Source organism: Acidimicrobiales bacterium, from assembly GCA_041394185.1.
Lineage (GTDB): Bacteria > Actinomycetota > Acidimicrobiia > Acidimicrobiales > Poriferisodalaceae > JAAETH01.
Genome location: JAWKIQ010000005.1, coordinates 215,742 through 234,318 on the forward strand (window position 1 = coordinate 215,742; position 18,577 = coordinate 234,318).

The window sequence follows — 18,577 nt, forward strand, 5'->3', positions numbered from 1 at the left end:
CTGCCTAGCTACGGACCCTCTCCCAGTCGGCTGCCAGGCGCTTCCCAAAACGCTTGCGTTGCTCGGCCACCGCGGCGGGCCCTCCCCCGCCCCTGGTGGTGCGGCGCTTGACCGCTGCGCCAGGCTCGAGGATCAGGGCCGCTTCCTCGCCGAGGTGCGGTGATGCGGCCACCAACTCGGCCAGCGACCCTTCGCCGCCGAGGGCCCGGCGAACCAGCTCGCCGACAACGGCGTGGGCATCGCGGAAGGCCATTCCGTTGACCACCAGGTGTTCTGCCAGGTCGGTGGCAGCCGAATAGGGCGAGTCAGCTGCCGCAGCCATGCGGTCGCCCCTGATGGTCAATGTCGAGATCATGCCGTCGAGAGCCAGCAGGGTCAGTCGGACCGTGTCGAGGGCGTCGAACAGCGGCTCCTTGTCCTCCTGCATGTCCTTGTTGTAGGTAAGGGGAAGACCCTTCATCGTCGTCAGCAACCCGGTCAGGTGGCCCACGAGTCGACCCGCCTTGCCCCGGGCCAGCTCTGCGATGTCGGGGTTCTTCTTCTGGGGCATCATCGACGAACCCGTCGAGAACCCGTCGTCGAGTGTGACGAAACCGAACTCGTCGGTCGCCCAAAGGATCAACTCTTCGCCGATGCGGCTGAGGTGCACACCCAGCATCGTCAGGGCATACAGGGTGTCGGCCACGAAATCTCTGTCGGCCACGGCGTCGAGGCTGTTGTCGAACACGGCCGAAAAGCCCAGGTAGTCGGCCGACAGCTGCGGGTCGAGCGGCAGCGACGAGCCGGCGAGGGCTCCGGCGCCAAGCACCGAAACGTCGGTGCGGCGCCGGGCATCGAGCAGGCGGTCGACGTCTCTGGCCAAGGCCCAACCGTGGGCCAGGAAGTGGTGGCCCAACATCACCGGCTGCGCTCGCTGCAGGTGGGTGTAGCCGGGCAGATACCAGCCGTTCTCGATGGCCTCGTCGGCGCGGGCCAGCAGGGTTTGCTGGAACCCCAGAACCAGTTCTGCGACCTCGGTGATCTCGCGGCGGGTGATCAGCCTGACATCGGTGGCCACCTGGTCGTTTCGGCTACGGCCGGTGTGCATCTTGGCCCCGGCCGGCGCTATTTCGGTGACCCGCCTTTCGACCGCGGTGTGGATGTCTTCGTCCGATGCGACGAACACCATCGTTCCCGACTCGATTTCGGCCTGAACCTGGTCGAGGGCCGCCAAGACGCTGTCGCGTTCACCGATGGTGAACAACCCGACGTCGCACAACATGCGCACGTGAGCCCGAGACCCTTCGATGTCTTCGCGATACATCCGCCGGTCGAAGGGCAACGAGTCGTTGAGGGCCTGCAACGCCTCGGCCGGACCGCCGGCGAACCGCCCGTGCCAGAGGGTCTGACCCTGCTGTGGCTGGGCGCCTGAAGTGTCTGCGCTCACAGCGACTCAGCTCCGCTTGCGAGCCAGGTTGCGCAGGCGGAGGGCGTTGAGCTTGATGAAGCCTTCGGCGTCGGCCTGGTTGTAGGCACCCTGGTCTTCCTCGAAGGTGGCGATGGCCTCGTCGAAGAGGCTGTCGTCGCTGCGACGACCAGCGATGGTGATGTTGCCCTTGTACAGCTTGACCCTGACATCGCCGTTGACATGGGCCTGGCTGAGGTCGATGGCGGCCTGCAGCATGTAGCGCTCGGGGGCGAACCAGAAGCCGTTGTAGATCAGCTCCGCGTACTTGGGCATCATCTCGTCCTTGAGGTGAGCTGCATCGCGGTCGAGGGTGATCGACTCGATGGCCCGGTGGGCCTTCAGCATGATCATGCCGCCGGGGGTTTCGTAGGCTCCCCTGCTCTTGATACCGACGAAGCGGTTCTCGACGATGTCGGTGCGACCAACGCCGTTGGCGCCGCCGATGCGGTTCAGCTCGGCCAGAACCTGCGCGGGCGACATCTCCTTGCCGTCGATGGCCACGATGTCGCCCTTGCGGTAGGTCAGCTCCAGATAGGTGCCCTCGTTGGGGGCCTCCTCGGGGCTGGTGGTCCAGCGCCACATCTCGGCGGGAGGTTCGGTCCAAGGATCTTCCAGCGGGCCACCCTCATAGGAGATGTGGAGCAGGTTCGCGTCGGTCGAGAACGGCGACTTGTTGCCGCGTGTCTTGTCGATGGGGATGTCGCGCTCGGCGGCATAGGCCAACAGGGTCTCGCGGCCACCCAGGTCCCATTCGCGCCAGGGCGCAATGACCCGGATGTCGGGGTTGAGCGCATACGCGTTCAGCTCGAAGCGCACCTGGTCGTTGCCCTTGCCGGTGGCTCCGTGACTGATGGCATCGGCGCCGGTCTCGGCCGCAATCTCGACCAGACGCTTGGCGATCAGCGGGCGGGCGATGGAGGTGCCAAGCAGGTACTCACCCTCGTAGATGGCGTTGGCCCGAAACATCGGGAAGACGAAGTCGCGGACGAACTCTTCGCGCAGGTCTTCGATGAAGATCTGTTCGGCGGGCACGCCCATCTTCAGTGCCTTGGCCCGGGCCGGCTCGAGTTCCTCGCCCTGGCCGAGGTCGGCGGTGAACGTCACGATGTCGCATTCGTAGTTGTCTCGAAGCCACTGGAGGATCACCGAGGTGTCGAGACCGCCCGAATAGGCCAGAACCACACGCTCGACTGAGTTGGACATTTGTTGCTCCTGATGAGGGCCGGGGCGATCAGAGCCCGGCGAGATCCTTGAATTCTGCCGCCACCACGGCGGCCTCGATGCCAGCTGCGACAACCACCAGGATGGTGTCGTCACCGGCCACCGTACCGATGATGTCGGCGCGCCCCGACCGGTCTAGGGCAGAGGCCACCACATGGGCAGACCCGGGCGGCGTTCGCAGCACCACGACGGGGTCGTTGTCGGCGATCTCGACCACCCAGTCGGAGAACACCCTGCGCACATGGTCCTCGGGCGCCTGGCGCTGGTGGGCGATCTCGGGCACTGCGTAGATCGAGTCGCCTCCGGGCACCCGGACCTTTACCGCACCCAGCTCCTCGAGGTCGCGCGACACCGTTGCCTGGGTGGCGTCGAAGCCACCTTCGGCGAGCAGGTCGACCAACTGCCCCTGCGACGTCACCTGATGGTCGGAGAGGATCTTTTCGATCGCGTGCTGTCGTTGGGCCTTCATCGCTGCACCGCTAGGCCTGCTGGACGATCCATGCGAACAGGCCACGCGCCGAGTGCATTCGGTTCTCGGCCTGGGGGAACACGCGACTGCGCTCGGATTCGACGGCCTCGTGGCTGACCTCTTCTCCGCGATGGGCGGGTAGGCAGTGCATGAAGATGCCCCGCGGCGACATCAGGTCGAGCAACGACGGGGTCACCTGGAAGCCCTCGAATGCGCGCAGTCGAGCCGCCGACTCAGCCTCTTGGCCCATCGACGTCCAGACATCGGTGTACACCGCGTCGGCGCCCTCGGCCGCAGCCTCGGGCCTGTCGAACACCTCGATGGAACCACCAAGCGAGCGCACCCGGTCGAGGTCCTCAGCGCTGGGCGCATAGTCGGCCGGACACGCAATGCGGCTCACGACGCCGGTCATGGCGCACCCCAGCGCCAACGAACGCCACACGTTGTTGGCGTCGCCCACGTAGGTGACCGTGAGCCCCTCGAGCGAGCCGAACTCGTCGCGCAACGTGAGCAGGTCGGCGAGGGCCTGCATCGGGTGGGCAACGTCGGACAACAGGTTGACCACGGGCACCGCGTCGCATGCCGCCATGCGTTCGAGTACCCCGTGGTCGAACACCCGCGCCGCAACTAGCGCGTGATAACGCCCCAGCACCCTGATGACGTCCTCGGCCGACTCGCGCTTGTCGATGCCGACCTCCTCATCGCGGATGTAGATCGGGTGGCCGCCCAGCTGCACAACGGCCATCTCGGCCGAGTTGCGCGTGCGCGCCGACGGCTTTTCGAACACCAGCCCCGCGCCCTTGCCGGCAAGCACCTGGGGCACTCCGGGCATGGTCGACAGCTCGAGGACCTCGTCGAGTTCGGTGGGGCTCAGGTCGTCGATTTCGAGGAAGTGCCGCATCACGTGTTCCTGACATCTGCGATGGCGCCGGCCAGGATGGCGAGGGCCTCGTCGATCTGCTCGGACGTCAGCGTGAACGGCGGGGCGAACCGGATAGACGTGGGCGTAACCGCATTGAGCACCAGGCCACGGTTCAGACACAGCTTGACCACCTCGCCTGCCGCAATGCCTTCTTCGAGCTGAGCTGCCAGCAGCAAGCCCAGACCCCGCACACCCGACACGCCGTCGACCTCTTCGAGCTTGGCCATCAGTTCACCGCCGATGCGCATGGCCGTGTCGGGGGCGTCGATGGCTTCCATCACCCGCAGCACGGCCCGTGCCGCCGAGGTCGCCAGAGGCTGGCCGCCGAAGGTGGTGGCATGGTCTCCGGGCTTGAACGATGCAGCCACCTCGCGCGGCGCCCAGATGGCACCGATGGGCACGCCGTTGCCCAGGGCCTTGGCCATCGACACCACATCGGGGCGCACACCGTAATGCTGGTAGCCGAACCACTCGCCGGTGCGACCAAAGCCGGTCTGCACCTCGTCGATCATCATCAGCATGCCGCGCTCGTCACACAGCGCGCGAACAGCCTCGAGGTAACCCTCAGGTGCAGGGTTGACGCCACCTTCACCCTGCACCGGTTCGAGAAGCACCGCCGCGCACGTGTCGTCGATCGAGCGCTCGAGCTCGTCGATGTCGCCAAACGGAACGTGCCTGAAACCCTCGGGCAGAGGCTGAAAAACCTCGTGCTTTTCGGGCTGGCCGGTGGCGTGCAACGTCGCAAGGGTTCGGCCGTGGAAAGACCGCATGGCCGAAACCACCACGTGGCGCCCCACACCACCGTGACGCCTGGCCAGCTTGATGGCGGCCTCGTTCGCCTCGGCACCGCTGTTGCAGAAAAAGACCTGCCCTCCCCCTCCGTGAAGGCGGTCGATGGTCTGGGCGACCTCGATTTGGGGTTCGGTGGCGAACAGGTTTGACACGTGCAACAGGGTGCGGGCCTGCTCGGACAACGCCTCGGCCACCGCCGGGTGCGAATGCCCCAGCGACGTGACCGCCAAGCCCGACAGCAGATCGAGATAGCGCTTGCCCTCGCGGTCGAACAACTCGGTTCCCGAGCCACGAACGAACATCACGCTCGGCGGCCCGTAGGTGGGCATTATCGGACAGTGGTCGGGTGCGTCGTCGACGCCGGCTACATGTGTCATTTCGCCCTCTCGGCTACTCGATCTCAGGTGTTGGTGCTGTAGGTGGCAGGGTCAGTTGGTGTAGGGCTCGCGGGTTATCAGGGTTCCGATACCCGAATCGGTGAACAGCTCGATCAACACCACGTGAGGTACGCGGCCGTCGAGCAGGTGAGCGGATCGAACCCCGTCTTCGACCGCATCGACGCACGCACGAATCTTCGGGATCATCCCGCCCTCGAGCTCGCCCCGGTCGAGTTGACTCTGAAGCTCGGCGCTGGTGATGCGATTGATCAGCGATGACGCGTCGTCGACGTCGGCGAGCAGGCCCGCCACATCGGTCAGGTAGATGACCTTCTCGGCGTCTAGAGACGCGGCGATGGCACCTGCGACGGTGTCTGCGTTGATGTTGTAAGCCTGACCGGCGGTATCGGCACCGATGGTGGAGATGACCGGTATGAGGCCCTCGGCCAGCAGGCGCTGGATGATCGTCGGATCGACCTTCGAGACGTCGCCCACGAAACCCAGCCTCGGGTCGCGAGCAGAGGCCGTGATGATTCCGGCATCCTGGCCCGAAAGGCCCACGGCCAGGGGGCCGTGAACGTTGATGGCACCGACGATGTCGCGGTTGACCTTGCCGACCAGCACCATGCGGGCGATGTCGAGCGTCTCGGCGTCGGTGACGCGCAAGCCGTCTTCGAACACTGTCTCCTTGCCCAGGCGTTTCATCATGTCGCCGATCTGGGGACCGCCGCCATGCACCACCACGGGCAGTATCCCCACCTGGCGCAGCAGCACCATGTCGGAGGCGAAAGTGCGCGCCAGATCGTCGTCGATCATCGCGTTACCGCCATATTTGACGACAACGATCTTGTCGCGGAACCGCTGAATGTAGGGCAGCACCTCGGTCAGCAGGTGTGCGGTCAACTCAGGAGTGAGTGGCCCTTCGGGTCGCTCCGTGCGGCTCATGGCACTCTTTTCGCCTTCTGGCGACCCTTCGGGTCGCTCCGTGCGGCTCATCGCACTCTTTTCGCCTTCTGGCGACCCTTCGGGTCGCTCCGTGCGGCTCATGGCAACAATCCGATCTGGGGAAGGCCCATGGTCTCGGGCAGCCCCATCGCAATATTGATCGACTGGATAGCGCCGCCCGCCGAACCCTTGGTGAGGTTGTCGATGGCAGCAATCGCCAACAGGGTGCCGGTGCGCGGATCGACCCTGGCCGTCATGTGGACCTGGTTCGACCCCATCGTGGCCTTGGTCGACGGCGACCGCTCGTCGACGGTGATGAACGGTTCGTCTGCGTAGAAGCCCGCCATCGCCGCCAAAGCGTCTTGCGAACTCATCGCCTCGGCCGGCCGTGCGTAGCAGGTGGCCAGAATGCCCCGGTTCATCGGCGCCAGATGAGGCTGGAACAACACCGGCGCTCCCAACACCTGCTCCATCTCGGGGGTGTGCCTGTGGGTGAGGATGCCGTAGGCCTCATAGTTCTCGTCGACGGCGCAGAACTGGGTGTGGGCCTTCGGACCCCGGCCGGCACCAGACACGCCGGCCGCGATGTCGACGATCACCGGCCCGCCATCCAGCAAGCCCTGCTTGGTGAAAGGCGCCATCGCCAGACAGGCGGCCGTCGGGTTGCACCCCGGCACCGCGATGCCACGGGCGCCGACCAACTGTTCGCGGAACAGCTCGGGCAATCCATAGATCATCTCGGGCAACAGGTCGGGACAGGTATGAGGGGCGCCGTACCACTCGTCGTAGAGCGCCGGCTCGTCCAGGCGAAAGTCGGCGCCCATGTCCGCGACGACACCGACCTTGCCCAACAGCTCGGCGACTATCGGCTGGCTGGTGCCGTGCGGAAGCCCCATGACGACGACATCGAGGCCCACGAAATCGGCCGGGTCGTAGACCCGATAGGTCAGGTCGCCGTAGGCGGGAGCCAGGTTGGGGTACAGATCGCACAGCCGGGTGCCGGCCATGGACTCGCCGGTGGCGGCCACCACCTCGAACTCGGGATGGGTGGCGCACAGACGAAGCAGCTCGGTGCCCGTGTAGCCCGACGCCCCGACGATGCCTACTTTCAACATTCCAATTCCCTCAACCCAATGCCGTCAACGATCCGGCGCGAACAAGAGATACAGACGGTACCAGCTATTCACGAGAGTGCAAGTTTATTCATAGCCAGGCGTCGCCGGGCGCTGCGCGCTAAAGCGGGCATCCTCACGGCCGATTCAACCCAGCGGAGATCACCGCCTCGCTAGCCGGTGACTGGCGCATTCATGGATCGACTTCGTTCACTATTCGACGACTCGCTGATGCTTAGGCTCGGTGTGTTCATCGCCATCGGAGCGATCTCGTTTGCCGTCTTCGGTCGCAGCCTGTTGGCGTCGGACAGCGACGACCCCATCGTCCAGCTCGAGCAGTCCCCCACCACCCAGGTGGGCGACGAGCCCGATGCGACTGGCGACATCGAGCTGCCGACGTTCGACCCCAACGCACCAACGACCACGCGGCCAGGCGGCTCTGGCCGGGTCGACGACTCACCCGTCAGCCCAGGCAGCACCGACGCGCCGGACGGTTCGGGCACCGCGTCGGGCGACGGTTCCGAATCGCCCGACGGCTCGGGCGACGACGGCTCCGGTGGCGGTGGCGACACCATCAACATCCCTACCGGTTCGCCGACGACGGTCACCACCACTACGGCACCTCCCCAACCGGGCGAAGCCGGTGGCCCCGACGACCCTGGAGCGAACCCGGGCGGTTCGCTCAACGACCCGGCTCTGGGCGGTGGCGGACCAGCACCCGGCGAGGACTTGCCCGGCGAATCTGATCCCGGCGCATTCCCGGGCGTCGAAACCGGCGACCCCGGCGACCCGAACAATCCCGGAGATCCTCTCGGCGATGGCGAACTCGACACCAACGACCCATCTCTGGTCGACCCCAACCTCGGTGAAGACCCGGGACTGGAACCACCCGGCTCACCGCCCGAGCCGTCCACACTGGGCACGGTTCAAGAGCCCGCCCGCACAGCACCGTTCGACGCCGCCGCAGTAGCGGCGGCATCTGAGTTTCTCGCCGCAAACGTCGAGGCCCAGGCACATCCGCCCTGGGGCGGATGCCTGATTCAGATAACCCTGTCGTACACCGAGTGCGACGCCCTGGTCGCGCTGTACTACGCCACCACCGGCGCCGAGTGGAAGAACCGCACCGGATGGCTCAGCAGCACCGACCTCAACACCTGGCACGGCGTCGATGCCCGCAACGGCGACATCTACCAACTGAATCTTTCGAGCAACAATCTCAGCGGCGAGCTGCCGCCCGAGATAGGCGGACTCAACGGCATCACATACCTGGAGCTGAACAACAACAAGATCACCGGGGTATTGCCTGACGAGATCGGCGAGTTGCGAACCGTTTACCGCATCCAGTTGCAGTACAACCAGCTGACGGGCCTCAGCGACAACTGGACGTTGATGGACAACCTCGAGGTCTTGTACCTGTACAACAACCAGATCGCCGGAGACCTGCCTGCAACGCTGGGTCAGGTCGAAAAATTGCGGGTGCTGCATGCCGGCAGCAACCGCATCACCGGAGTGCCTGCGTCGTACGCAAACCTCGACCGCCTCGACGAGCTACAGCTCTACAGCAACAACTTGACCACCTATCCGGTGGCCGCAAACTCGATGACGCGCCTGCGGCACCTGAGGCTCCAGGACAACCAGATCAGCGGCGCTGTCCCGACCTCGGTCGGCAACCTCTCGTTTCTGCAGACCTTGTGGATAGACCGAAATCGCATCGAGTCTCTGCCAGAAGAGATCGGCAACCTGCGCGAGCTGCGCGACTTTCGGGCGTACAACAACGAGATAGCGACACCGCTGCCCGACACCATCGGCAACCTGACGCGGCTCGACTACCTGCACCTGGCCAACAACCAGATTCCAGGCCCACTGCCTGCATCGTTCGGAAACCTGGCTCGACTGCAGTACTTGTACCTCTACAACAACCCCCTCAACTCGCCGCTACCGTCGACCTTCGGTGGGCTGCGCGAGCTGCGGGCGCTCCACATGCAGAGCACCGGCACCACCGGCAACCTGCCGGCCGGGTTCGGCCAACTCGATTCGCTGATCACTGCCAACCTTCGCAATAACCAGATCACCGGCACGCTGCCAACCTCAGTCAGCGGTTTGACGCGGCTGCGCGATCTCTACCTCGACCGCAACCAGCTGGATGGTGTGCTGCCCAACGACATGTCGTCCATGGTCAGCCTCGAGAACCTGTACCTGTACGACAACCAGCTCACGGGCTCGTTGCCGACCGACATAGGCCAGCTGACGAACCTGCGGTATCTGGTGGCCTACAACAACAACTTCACCGGGCCGCTTCCGGCGTCGGTGGGCGACATGACCGAACTGGTGCAACTGCACCTGTCGAACAACTCGATCTCGGGAACGCTGCCTGCCGACATGGGCGACCTCACCCGCCTGCGGTGGCTGTACCTCAACAACAACGCACTGGACGGGCAGATCCCTGCCAGCATCGGCGACCTGGTCGATCTGCGAGTGCTGTACCTGCAGCAGAACGAGCTGACCGGTCCCATTCCGACCGAGATCGGCAACCTCACCAAGCTCGAGCGCTTCCACGCCCACAACAATCACCTCACGGCGCTGCCCAACTCGATTGGCAACCTCACGCAGCTGCGCTGGCTGTACCTGTACACCAACGACCTGACCGGCGGTATTCCAAGCGGCATCGGCGGCATGAGCGACCTGAGGGTGCTGCACCTCGCCAACAACGATCTGACAGGCGAGATCCCCGACGGCATCGGCAACCTCAGCCACCTCAGAACGCTGGCGCTGTACAACAACGACTTCACTGGCGGGCTGCCCGACACCATAGGCAACCTCAGCGAGCTCGACTATCTGCACGTCGGTGGCAACCTGCTGACCGAGCCCATACCCGACAGCATCGGCAACCTGCGGAACCTCGAGTACCTCTACCTGCACAACAACGACATCACGGGCCAGATCCCCGACACCATCGGTGGCCTGCAGAACGTGCGCAACTTCTGGGCGTACGACAACAACCTGACAGGCCCGATCCCAGAAGAGATCGGCCAGATGACCCACCTGGTCTACATCCACTTCGCCAACAATCAGCTGAGCGGCCCGATACCCGACAGCATCGGCAACGTTCCCGATCTGCGCCACCTTTACCTCTACAGCAACGAACTCACCGGAAACCTGCCCGGGACCATCGGGATCATGGACCACCTCCGGACGCTGCACCTGTACGACAACCACATCGAGTCGGGCCTGCCCAACGAGATCGGCAACCTGACCGATCTGCGCTATGTCCACCTGGGCTACAACGACCTCTCGGGCGCCATCCCCGACAGCATCGGCAATCTGTTCCAGCTCGGCGAGCTGTACTTGCACAGCAACGACATGTCGGGCGAGATCCCGGCCAGCATCACCAACCTGGACCAGCTGACCGGCATGCTGCTGCGCGACAACTACTGCTTCACGGCGGCGGCGGCCATCGCCACCTTCGTCGAGGGCTACGACGCCGACTGGGAGTCGGGGTGTGCGCCAGACCTGGCGGTAACCGCCAGCCTGCTGGACGCGCCGACCAATCTGAGCGACGTCGACTGGGTGGTCAACGTCCGCAACCTGGGTGGCATCCAAGACCCTGGCCCGCTCAGCATCACCATCACGCTCACCCAGGGCCTGGACACTCCCATAATGGGCCCGTCGAACGGCTGGACATGCACGCCTTCACCGCTGTCGGTCACGTGCACATATCCAACCGGCCTGTTCCCACGCCAGTCGGCACCTCCTCTGGCGATTCGCACCAGGGTCACGGCGGCCACCAGCGACCAGATCGTTCTGACCACCACCGTCAGCGGCGGGCTGGCCGACTCGCGAACCTCGAACAACACCTACGTTTCAGAGTCGACGGTGATAACGGGCCTGGTGGGCACAGGTGCCGACACCAAGGCCCCGCTGGCCACCGGCTTGACCATGATCGCTTTGGGGCTCGTGCTGGTGTGGCTGTCGCGTCCCCGCCCAGACGGTCCGCTGCCCGGCTCTGACCCGGGCGGCGATGTCGAGCCACCCGACCCCGACGACGGTGGGCACGACCGGGGGGCGGCGATGCAGCTGCCAACCCACGACGAACGGCCCGACGAAGACAGGGCTCCAAGTAGCGACCCAGACCGCGGCCTCACCGACAGCCCGGCGGCCGACACGTCCGCGGCCGAACCGACGATAGACCTGGTCGACGAGGTGATCGACTTGACCGACACCGCGCCACAACCCATTGGGGCCCAGTCTGAACAAGCCCCGAGATCGACCAGCGACCTCGCGCGACAAGATGGCGCCTCACTGGATCCGGTTCCGGCGATCGGCTGGCGAGAACACGCCTCCAAGACAAGCACCTCGGTGCTCACACGGCGTCGCCCCGGCTATGCCAAGGCCTTCGGCGTGCTGCGGGTGTGGCTTGCGGTGGCGACGGCCTTCGCCCTGGTGTCGGTGGCCTCGACCTCTGGGTCCGGGCAAGGCGTGGCCAACTCGCTGGTTCGCCCCGCCACCGGCGCGGCCGCGGTCGCCGACGACAGCGCACAGCCGACGGCCATACCTGCCGTTGACGAAGGTGCACCAGAACCCGCCCTAGAGGTCGACCTGGTACCCGAACCACCTACAGACACAGCCCCGGTTGCACCAGATCCCGAACCGCAAGACACGCCGAGAGCGCCCGAACCGGGCACGGGCGACACCGTCGAACCGCTCGACCACGATGGAGCCGACCCGTTCGAACCCTCAGCACCTCCGAGTGTCCCACCGACCGACCCCGCAGCTCTGGTGGCGGCCGGCACCGAGGGCGAAGGCGGCAACCTGACCGCTCAGGCGCACACCCCATGGGCGGGTTGCACAACCCAGGTGTCGGTGCCTTACGCCGACTGCGATGCCCTGGTCGCTCTGTATTCGGCAACCAACGGCGCCGGGTGGACCGACAAGACCGGATGGCTGACCGACACCAACCTCGCCAACTGGTACGGCGTGACCATCTCGGGCGGCCGCATCACCGAGTTGCGCCTGCGAAACAACGGCCTGGTCGGCACGCTGCCCGACGACCTCGGCAACCTCACCGCCCTGACCCACCTGTACATCGACCGCAACGGCTTGTCGGGGCCGCTGCCGGCAACGCTCACCGCCATGGCCGCGCTGCAGTACCTGTATTTCTACGAGAACTCCATCAGCGGCACCCTTCCCGCCGACATCGGCTCGCTGACCAGCCTGCGCTACCTGGTTGGGTACCGCAATGCCATCACGGGCACGTTGCCGCCAAGCCTCACCGCTCACCCAAACCTGTACTACGTGCACTTGGCCTATAACCAGCTATCCGGCCCCCTGCCGTCGTGGCTCGACACACTCCCCCAGCTGAACGAGCTGTATCTGCATTACAACGAGTTCAGCGGCACCCTGCCCACGACCTTGGGCGACGCGCCGGTGCTTCGGCGGCTCGAACTGGGCGCCAACCGCTTCTCGGGGTCGATCCCGTCAGAAATCGGCGACATCGCGACACTCACCCATCTGTGGTTGTACCGCAACAACCTGTCTGGCCCGATTCCGGCCAGCATCACGAATCTGACCAACCTCGAGTATCTGCACGTGTCAGACAACAGGCTCAGCGGCTCGATCCCGACTTTCGCCGGGATGATCAAGCTGACCCACCTGTACCTGCACCGCAATCAGTTCACCGGCTCGATCCCCAGCCAGCTGGGGCTGCTGGGCAACCTGCGCTATCTGTACGTGCTGGGCAACGACCTCACGGGCACCATTCCCACCACCATCGGAGCACTCACCAACCTCGTCATCTTCGAAGCCGGCGACAACCGGCTGACCGGGTCTATCCCGTCGACCATCGGCACTTTGACGCAGGTGACGCACTTCTACGTGTACGACAACAAGCTCAGCGGTCCCATTCCTGCCGGTGTCGGCACGATGACCAGCCTGCGCTACTTCTACGCCTACAACAACCAGTTGACCGGCCCGCTGCCTGACGGCTTCGGCGACCTTCCGGACCTTCTGTACATCCACCTCCCGAACAACGACCTCGACGGACCGATCCCTGCCAACTGGGGCAACGCTTCGACGCTCTACTACCTGAACCTGTCCAACAACTTCCTGACCGGTGGCGTGCCCGGTTCGTTCGGCGGCCTCAGCGACCTCGCCTATCTGTACCTGCACAACAACCGGCTCGACGGCTCGGTCGGGGCCGGCATCGGCGGCATGACCTCGCTGATCTACCTGTACCTGCACACCAACAACCTCACGGGTTCGTTGCCGTCCGACATCGGCGGCATGACCAACCTGTACATCCTGCACGCATCGGGCAACCAGCTGACGGGCGGGGTGCCCACCGGCATCGGTGACCTGAAGAACCTCGACCAGCTCTATCTGCACGGCAACCGGCTCGACGGCATCATTCCCACCGACATCGGCGGGGCCACCGCGCTGCGGTACCTGTACCTCCACGACAATCAGCTGACCGGCTCGATCCCCGCCGGAATCGGTGGTCTCACCGAGTTGTTGCAGCTTCGTCTCTACAACAACCTGCTGTCGGGCTCCATCCCCAACAGCATCGGCAACCTCACGAAGATGACGTACTTCAATGCGTCCGGCAACCGCTTGACCGGTGGTATTCCAGCGGGCGTGGGCAACCTCGAGAGCGTCACCGAGTTCTACGTCCACGACAACGACCTGAACGGCACCATCGACCCCGCCATCGGCGGCATGACCAAGGTGCGCTACTTCTACGCCTACAACAACCAGTTGAACGGCACCATACCCAGCACCATCGGCTCGATGAGCGCTCTGTACTACCTGCACCTCGGCAACAACAACCTCACCGGCACGGTGCCCAGCACCGTGGGCGGTCTATCGAACCTGGGCCTGCTGCTGGTGCACGGCAACCGGCTCGACGGTGAGATTCCCAACCAGCTGACGCAGGCGAGCAACCTGACCCACTTCTACTACTACGACAACACCATGACCGGGTCGCTGCCCTTCGGGCTGGGCAACATGGACCGCCTGCAGTACTGGTACGGGTGGAACAACGTGCTGGAGGGCGAGCTGCCGTCGACCATCGGCGACATGGCCGCCATCATCTCGTTCAGGGTCGAGGGGAACTTCATCGGCGGGGTGATTCCCGCCGAGATCGGAGATGCCAACACTCTCGACATCCTGTATCTGAACAGCAACCAGTTCGAGGGCACGGTTCCCGACACCCTGTCGAACCTGACCGGCCTCACCACGTTGTATCTGCGCGGCAATCACTGCCTGAGGGCCTCGTCGCTGACAACCACCTTCATCGAGGGCTTCGACACCATCTGGGACGACGGCTGCGGCTGACGCATTGCCGACCAGCCCGGTGCATACGCCAGACTCCGGGCGCGCCGCCGGCGGGCGCGTAGCATCGGTGGGATGATCGTGCGTCCCGAGACCCACCAGTTCGAATCGGCGGCGGGCATCGTTCTCGATGCACACGTGTTCAAGCCCACCGCCGAACCGGCCGCCACGGTGGCCTTCTTCCACCCAGGCGGCTTCACAATGGGCGACCCCACATGGGGCTATCGCTTCGCCGAGGCCCACCTCGAGCGATCGCAGGCATTCGTCTCGCTGTCGTACAGACACCTGACGGGCGAACTGACCATCGACGATCTACTCGACGACGCCGAGGCCGGGCTCGACTGGGTGGCGGGCAACGTCGCAGGCACATCACCGGTGTTCAGCAGCGGACACTCGGCAGGCGGTTACCTGGCGATGGTGCCCGTTCTGCGCGACATCTCGACAGCGATCGTCGGCATGTCGCTGTTGGCGCCCGTTCCACGAATCGGTTCATCCCTGCAGGACCGCCTGCCCAACGGCGCCGACCCGGCGCAGTTCGACCCGGCCCAGGTGGTCTCGACCCGTCCGGTGCCCGCCGTTTTTGTTCACGGACGCCTCGACGACCTGGTGCCGGTCGAAGGATCGGCCCGCCTCGACCAGGCTTGGCGAGATGCCGGGTGCCGATCGAAGCTGGTGGCCATCGAAGGCGCAGACCACTTCTTCAACCACCCGATTCTGGGCGACCAGGCCCACGAGCAACTGGCCGAAGCGATCGGTTGGCTGGCGGGCTAGATGCCCAGACGTTCGTACTGATCGGTCGGAGCGTCCAGCTCATCCAGGGCCGTTCGCAGCAGATCGACCATGATCCTCTCGACCCGCTCTCCGACCCTGTTCTCGGACTCGTGCGGATCGGTCGCGATGTCGTAGAGGGCGTGGGTGCCCACCATCGATCGTCTGCCAGCCCACATGGGGTACATGTCGCCGGGTTCGAAGGGCTGGCGCAGCACCGGAATGTCGGATCCGGGCATGAAATCGATCCAGGCCCGACGGTCGGGCGGAGGTAAAGGATTGAACCCGTCGACGTGCACCGGCATGGTCGACCAACGGTTGGACCACATCGACAAGGGGAAGTTCTGACCCTCCGGCGCGCGTGCGTACTTGAAGCGACCGTCGGTCACCTGAACCCAGCAGCCGAATACACCACCGATGGCCCAGTCGCGGATCGAAGTTGCATCTCCGGTGACCAGCGGGGCCAACGACCGGCCATGGGTGCGGTGGGCAGCCTCGACGGCGAACACATCGGCAATCGTGGCATGAAGGTCGACGTTGGTGGTCAGTGCGTCGCAGGTCGTTCCTCCGGGCACGCCTGGCCAGCAGACCAGCAGCGGCGTGTGTCCCAGCGGCTCGTATTGGGGCACCTGCGGCTTGCCCCAGATGTCGACACCCTGGCGGACGTCGCCCAGATAGTGCCCGTGGTCGGTGCAGACGATGAGGGCGGTGTCGTCCCACATCTGGTTGCGGTCCATGACATCGAGCACCCGACCCAGGTGGTGGTCGATCATGGTCAACTTGGCGCCGTAGTTGGCCCTGATGTGGCGGGCCTCGGCATCCGACAAAGTGCCGTCGGCCTGGGGGCCCACCGCGTACGGCGGCCAGATGAGGACGTCGTCGTCCCACGGCTCGGACCAATAGATGTCGCGCCAGCGTTCGGAAACATCGAAGGGTTCGTGAGGGTCGAACTCGTCGACGAACACGAAGAACCTGTCGTGGCTGGCGGCCGACCGCTCGAGCCACTCGGCCGTCGCCGCCATGGTGCGCGGTCCGGGAAAGTCTTCCTCGGCTCGGAACCAGGTTCGGCTCAGGTCATAACCACGATGGCCCATGCTGATGCCCCGGGTGCGCTCGAGATGCCAACCGAAGGGTCGAGCCGCGGCTATTTCGGGGGTGCCCATCCACGATGGGTCGGCCTCGGTGAACCACTGGTCGCCCTCGTGACCTCGCACATAGTCCCAAGCGGTGAAGTCGGTGTGATAGTTCTCGCCGCCGGTCTCGAACAGATGCGGGTGGTCGGTGAACAGCGCCGATGTCACACCGGCTCGTCGCAAAGACGCAACTATCGATTCCTCCCAGACCTCGATCGACCCCCAGCACCGCCAGAGAAAGTCGAGGGCGCCCACCAAGATGTCGTGGCGTGCGGGCATGCAGGGCAACGAGCCGGTCACGTGGTTGGTGAACCGCACCCCCCGGGCCGCCACGCGGTCGAGGTTGGGGGTCGAGAACTCGCTTCCGCCATAGGCGCCCAGCATGTGGCGATTGAGCGAGTCGAGCAGTACGACGATGAGCTTGGAGGGCTTTGATGTGGTGCCTGGCACGTCGTCAAACTAGCCCGCGGGGCCGACGCGACCCATGTGGACGATGTGAGAGACTGGCCAGCATTGTCGCCCGGCAGGCATGTCGGCAACACAGGGTCAGCACGGAGGATCGACCAGAGCAATGCGAGTCCCACGATGAGGTCAGCTCCGAGAACCGCCAGGCTGGCCGCTGGCTTGTTGGCCGCGATGTGCGTGTTGGCAACCGCAGCGCCGGCGCGGGCCGACGAGAAGGCCGGCCCCGCTGCGCCCTCGGCCCCGGTAACCAGCTACGGCGGCGCCGACCCGACAATCATTCCCCAGCTTCGCGGCGCGGTGGCCCTCTCGGCCAACCCGGCCGGAACCGGCCTGGTGGCCGTAGACGCGGCGGGCCGGGTCGCGGTCGGTGGCGCCACCTCGTGGTTGGGTGACGCATCGGGCATGCAGTTGCGTTCACCCATCGTCGACATCGCCTTTACCCCAGACGGCGACGGCTACTGGCTGGTCGCGGCCGACGGCGGGGTTTTCACGTTCGGCTCTGCGCCTTATCTGGGGTCGATTCCCGAGGTGTTGCCTCCAGGGGTGATGCCCGACAGGCCCATCGCTGCAATGTCGCCCACCACCACCGGCGACGGCTACTGGCTGTTCGCGTCCGACGGCGGCGTGTTCGCCTTTGGTGACGCCCAGTTCCACGGCTCGGTTCCCCAGGTTCTTGGCCCCGGGCGTCGGGCCAAGTCGCCCGTCGTCGACGCGATCACCGCCCCCGACGGCGGCGGATACTTGTTGGCGGGCGCAGACGGTGGCGTGTTCGCCTTTGGCACAGCCCAGTTCCACGGCAGCGCCGCCCCCGAGGGACGCAACGACATCATCGCCATCCTCGCCGCACCCGACGGCTACCGGTTGGTCATGGGCGATGGCCTGGTGCGCAGCTACGGCGCTGCTCACTTCGGTGGGTACTCGGGCCGCCCGGTAGCGGCAGCGGCCTCTCACGGGTCGTCGTACTGGCTGCTCGAGGCAACGCTGGGAGCCGCCGAACCCGGGCAATCGGGGCCTCAGGTCATCGTCTTGCAGCAGCGGCTCAACTCGCTCGGATATTGGGCCGGAACTCCCGACGGAAGTTATGGCCATGTCACTTCACAAGCAGTGATGGCATTCCAGAAGTGGACCGGGCTCGAACGCACGGGCATAGCCGACCAGACCACGGTGGACGCGCTCGAGGTTGCAGAACGCCCCACACCGGCCAGCACCGAAGGCGACATGGTCGAGATCGATCTGGCTCGCCAGTTGATCTTCTTCGTTCGAGACGGTGCGGTCCGCTGGACGCTCAATACATCGACCGGTTCGGAGATTCCCTACGAGTACGGCGGCCGTTGGTACGGCGCCCGCACACCCACCGGAACCTACAGCGTCTACTTCGAACGCCCGAACGGCTGGCGGATCTCGCATCTCGGTGCGCTGTGGAGGCCCAAGTACTTCAACGGCGGAATCGCCATCCACGGGTCGGGTTTCATCCCCGGGTGGCCCGATTCGCATGGTTGTGCCCGCGTTTCGCTGCCGGCGATGGACTTCATCTATGACGCCAACCTCGCCCCGGTCGGAACCACGGTGTGGGTCTACTAGACCCAAAGACACAGGTCGG

Annotated in this window: 11 protein-coding genes; 3 read left to right on the forward strand and 8 right to left on the reverse strand. The window is 65.2% G+C overall.

The features are described from left to right. Window positions 1-4: 4 nt before the first annotated feature. The 7 genes from argH to argC form a co-directional block, all read right to left on the reverse strand. A complete protein-coding gene (gene argH / locus R2770_21130) occupies window positions 5-1,426 on the reverse strand; it encodes an argininosuccinate lyase (GenBank protein ID MEZ5282966.1) in 1,422 nt (473 codons plus the stop codon). 6 nt (window positions 1,427-1,432) lie between these two features. Continuing rightward, window positions 1,433-2,650, reverse strand: a complete 1,218-nt coding sequence (locus tag R2770_21135) for an argininosuccinate synthase (protein MEZ5282967.1) — start codon at window positions 2,648-2,650, stop codon at window positions 1,433-1,435. Window positions 2,651-2,678: 28 nt separating this feature from the next. Next, a complete protein-coding gene (gene argR, locus R2770_21140) occupies window positions 2,679-3,137 on the reverse strand; it encodes an arginine repressor (protein ID MEZ5282968.1) in 459 nt (152 codons plus the stop codon). 10 nt (window positions 3,138-3,147) lie between these two features. Beyond that, window positions 3,148-4,038 carry an ornithine carbamoyltransferase gene (argF, locus tag R2770_21145; protein MEZ5282969.1) on the reverse strand — a complete coding sequence of 297 codons (891 nt, stop codon included), beginning with the start codon at window positions 4,036-4,038 and terminating at the stop codon, window positions 3,148-3,150. Then, the gene (locus R2770_21150) at window positions 4,038-5,228 is read right to left on the reverse strand and encodes an acetylornithine transaminase (GenBank protein ID MEZ5282970.1); all 1,191 of its coding nucleotides are present in this window, start codon (window positions 5,226-5,228) and stop codon (window positions 4,038-4,040) included. The genes argF and R2770_21150 overlap by 1 nt, the downstream gene beginning before the upstream one ends. Window positions 5,229-5,279: 51 nt before the next feature. Then, a complete protein-coding gene (gene argB / locus R2770_21155; protein ID MEZ5282971.1) occupies window positions 5,280-6,173 on the reverse strand; it encodes an acetylglutamate kinase in 894 nt (297 codons plus the stop codon). A 98-nt stretch (window positions 6,174-6,271) separates the two neighbouring features. After that, complete coding sequence (gene argC, locus R2770_21160) at window positions 6,272-7,288, reverse strand: N-acetyl-gamma-glutamyl-phosphate reductase (GenBank protein ID MEZ5282972.1); 1,017 nt, start codon at window positions 7,286-7,288, stop codon at window positions 6,272-6,274. A 228-nt stretch (window positions 7,289-7,516) separates the two neighbouring features. Between argC and R2770_21165 the strand changes: the two genes are divergently transcribed. Both R2770_21165 and R2770_21170 read left to right on the forward strand, forming a co-directional pair. After that, window positions 7,517-14,614 carry a hypothetical protein gene (locus R2770_21165; protein MEZ5282973.1) on the forward strand — a complete coding sequence of 2,366 codons (7,098 nt, stop codon included), beginning with the start codon at window positions 7,517-7,519 and terminating at the stop codon, window positions 14,612-14,614. A gap of 72 nt (window positions 14,615-14,686) precedes the next feature. Next, complete coding sequence (locus R2770_21170; protein MEZ5282974.1) at window positions 14,687-15,382, forward strand: alpha/beta hydrolase; 696 nt, start codon at window positions 14,687-14,689, stop codon at window positions 15,380-15,382. Here R2770_21170 and R2770_21175 read toward each other — a convergent pair. Beyond that, complete coding sequence (locus R2770_21175) at window positions 15,379-16,962, reverse strand: sulfatase (protein ID MEZ5282975.1); 1,584 nt, start codon at window positions 16,960-16,962, stop codon at window positions 15,379-15,381. The two genes, R2770_21170 and R2770_21175, sit on opposite strands and share 4 nt — an antisense overlap. A gap of 135 nt (window positions 16,963-17,097) precedes the next feature. Between R2770_21175 and R2770_21180 the strand changes: the two genes are divergently transcribed. Beyond that, window positions 17,098-18,558 (forward strand): L,D-transpeptidase family protein, encoded by a 1,461-nt coding sequence (locus R2770_21180; GenBank protein ID MEZ5282976.1) that lies wholly within the window; start codon window positions 17,098-17,100, stop codon window positions 18,556-18,558. The last annotated feature ends 19 nt before the right edge of the window (window positions 18,559-18,577 follow it).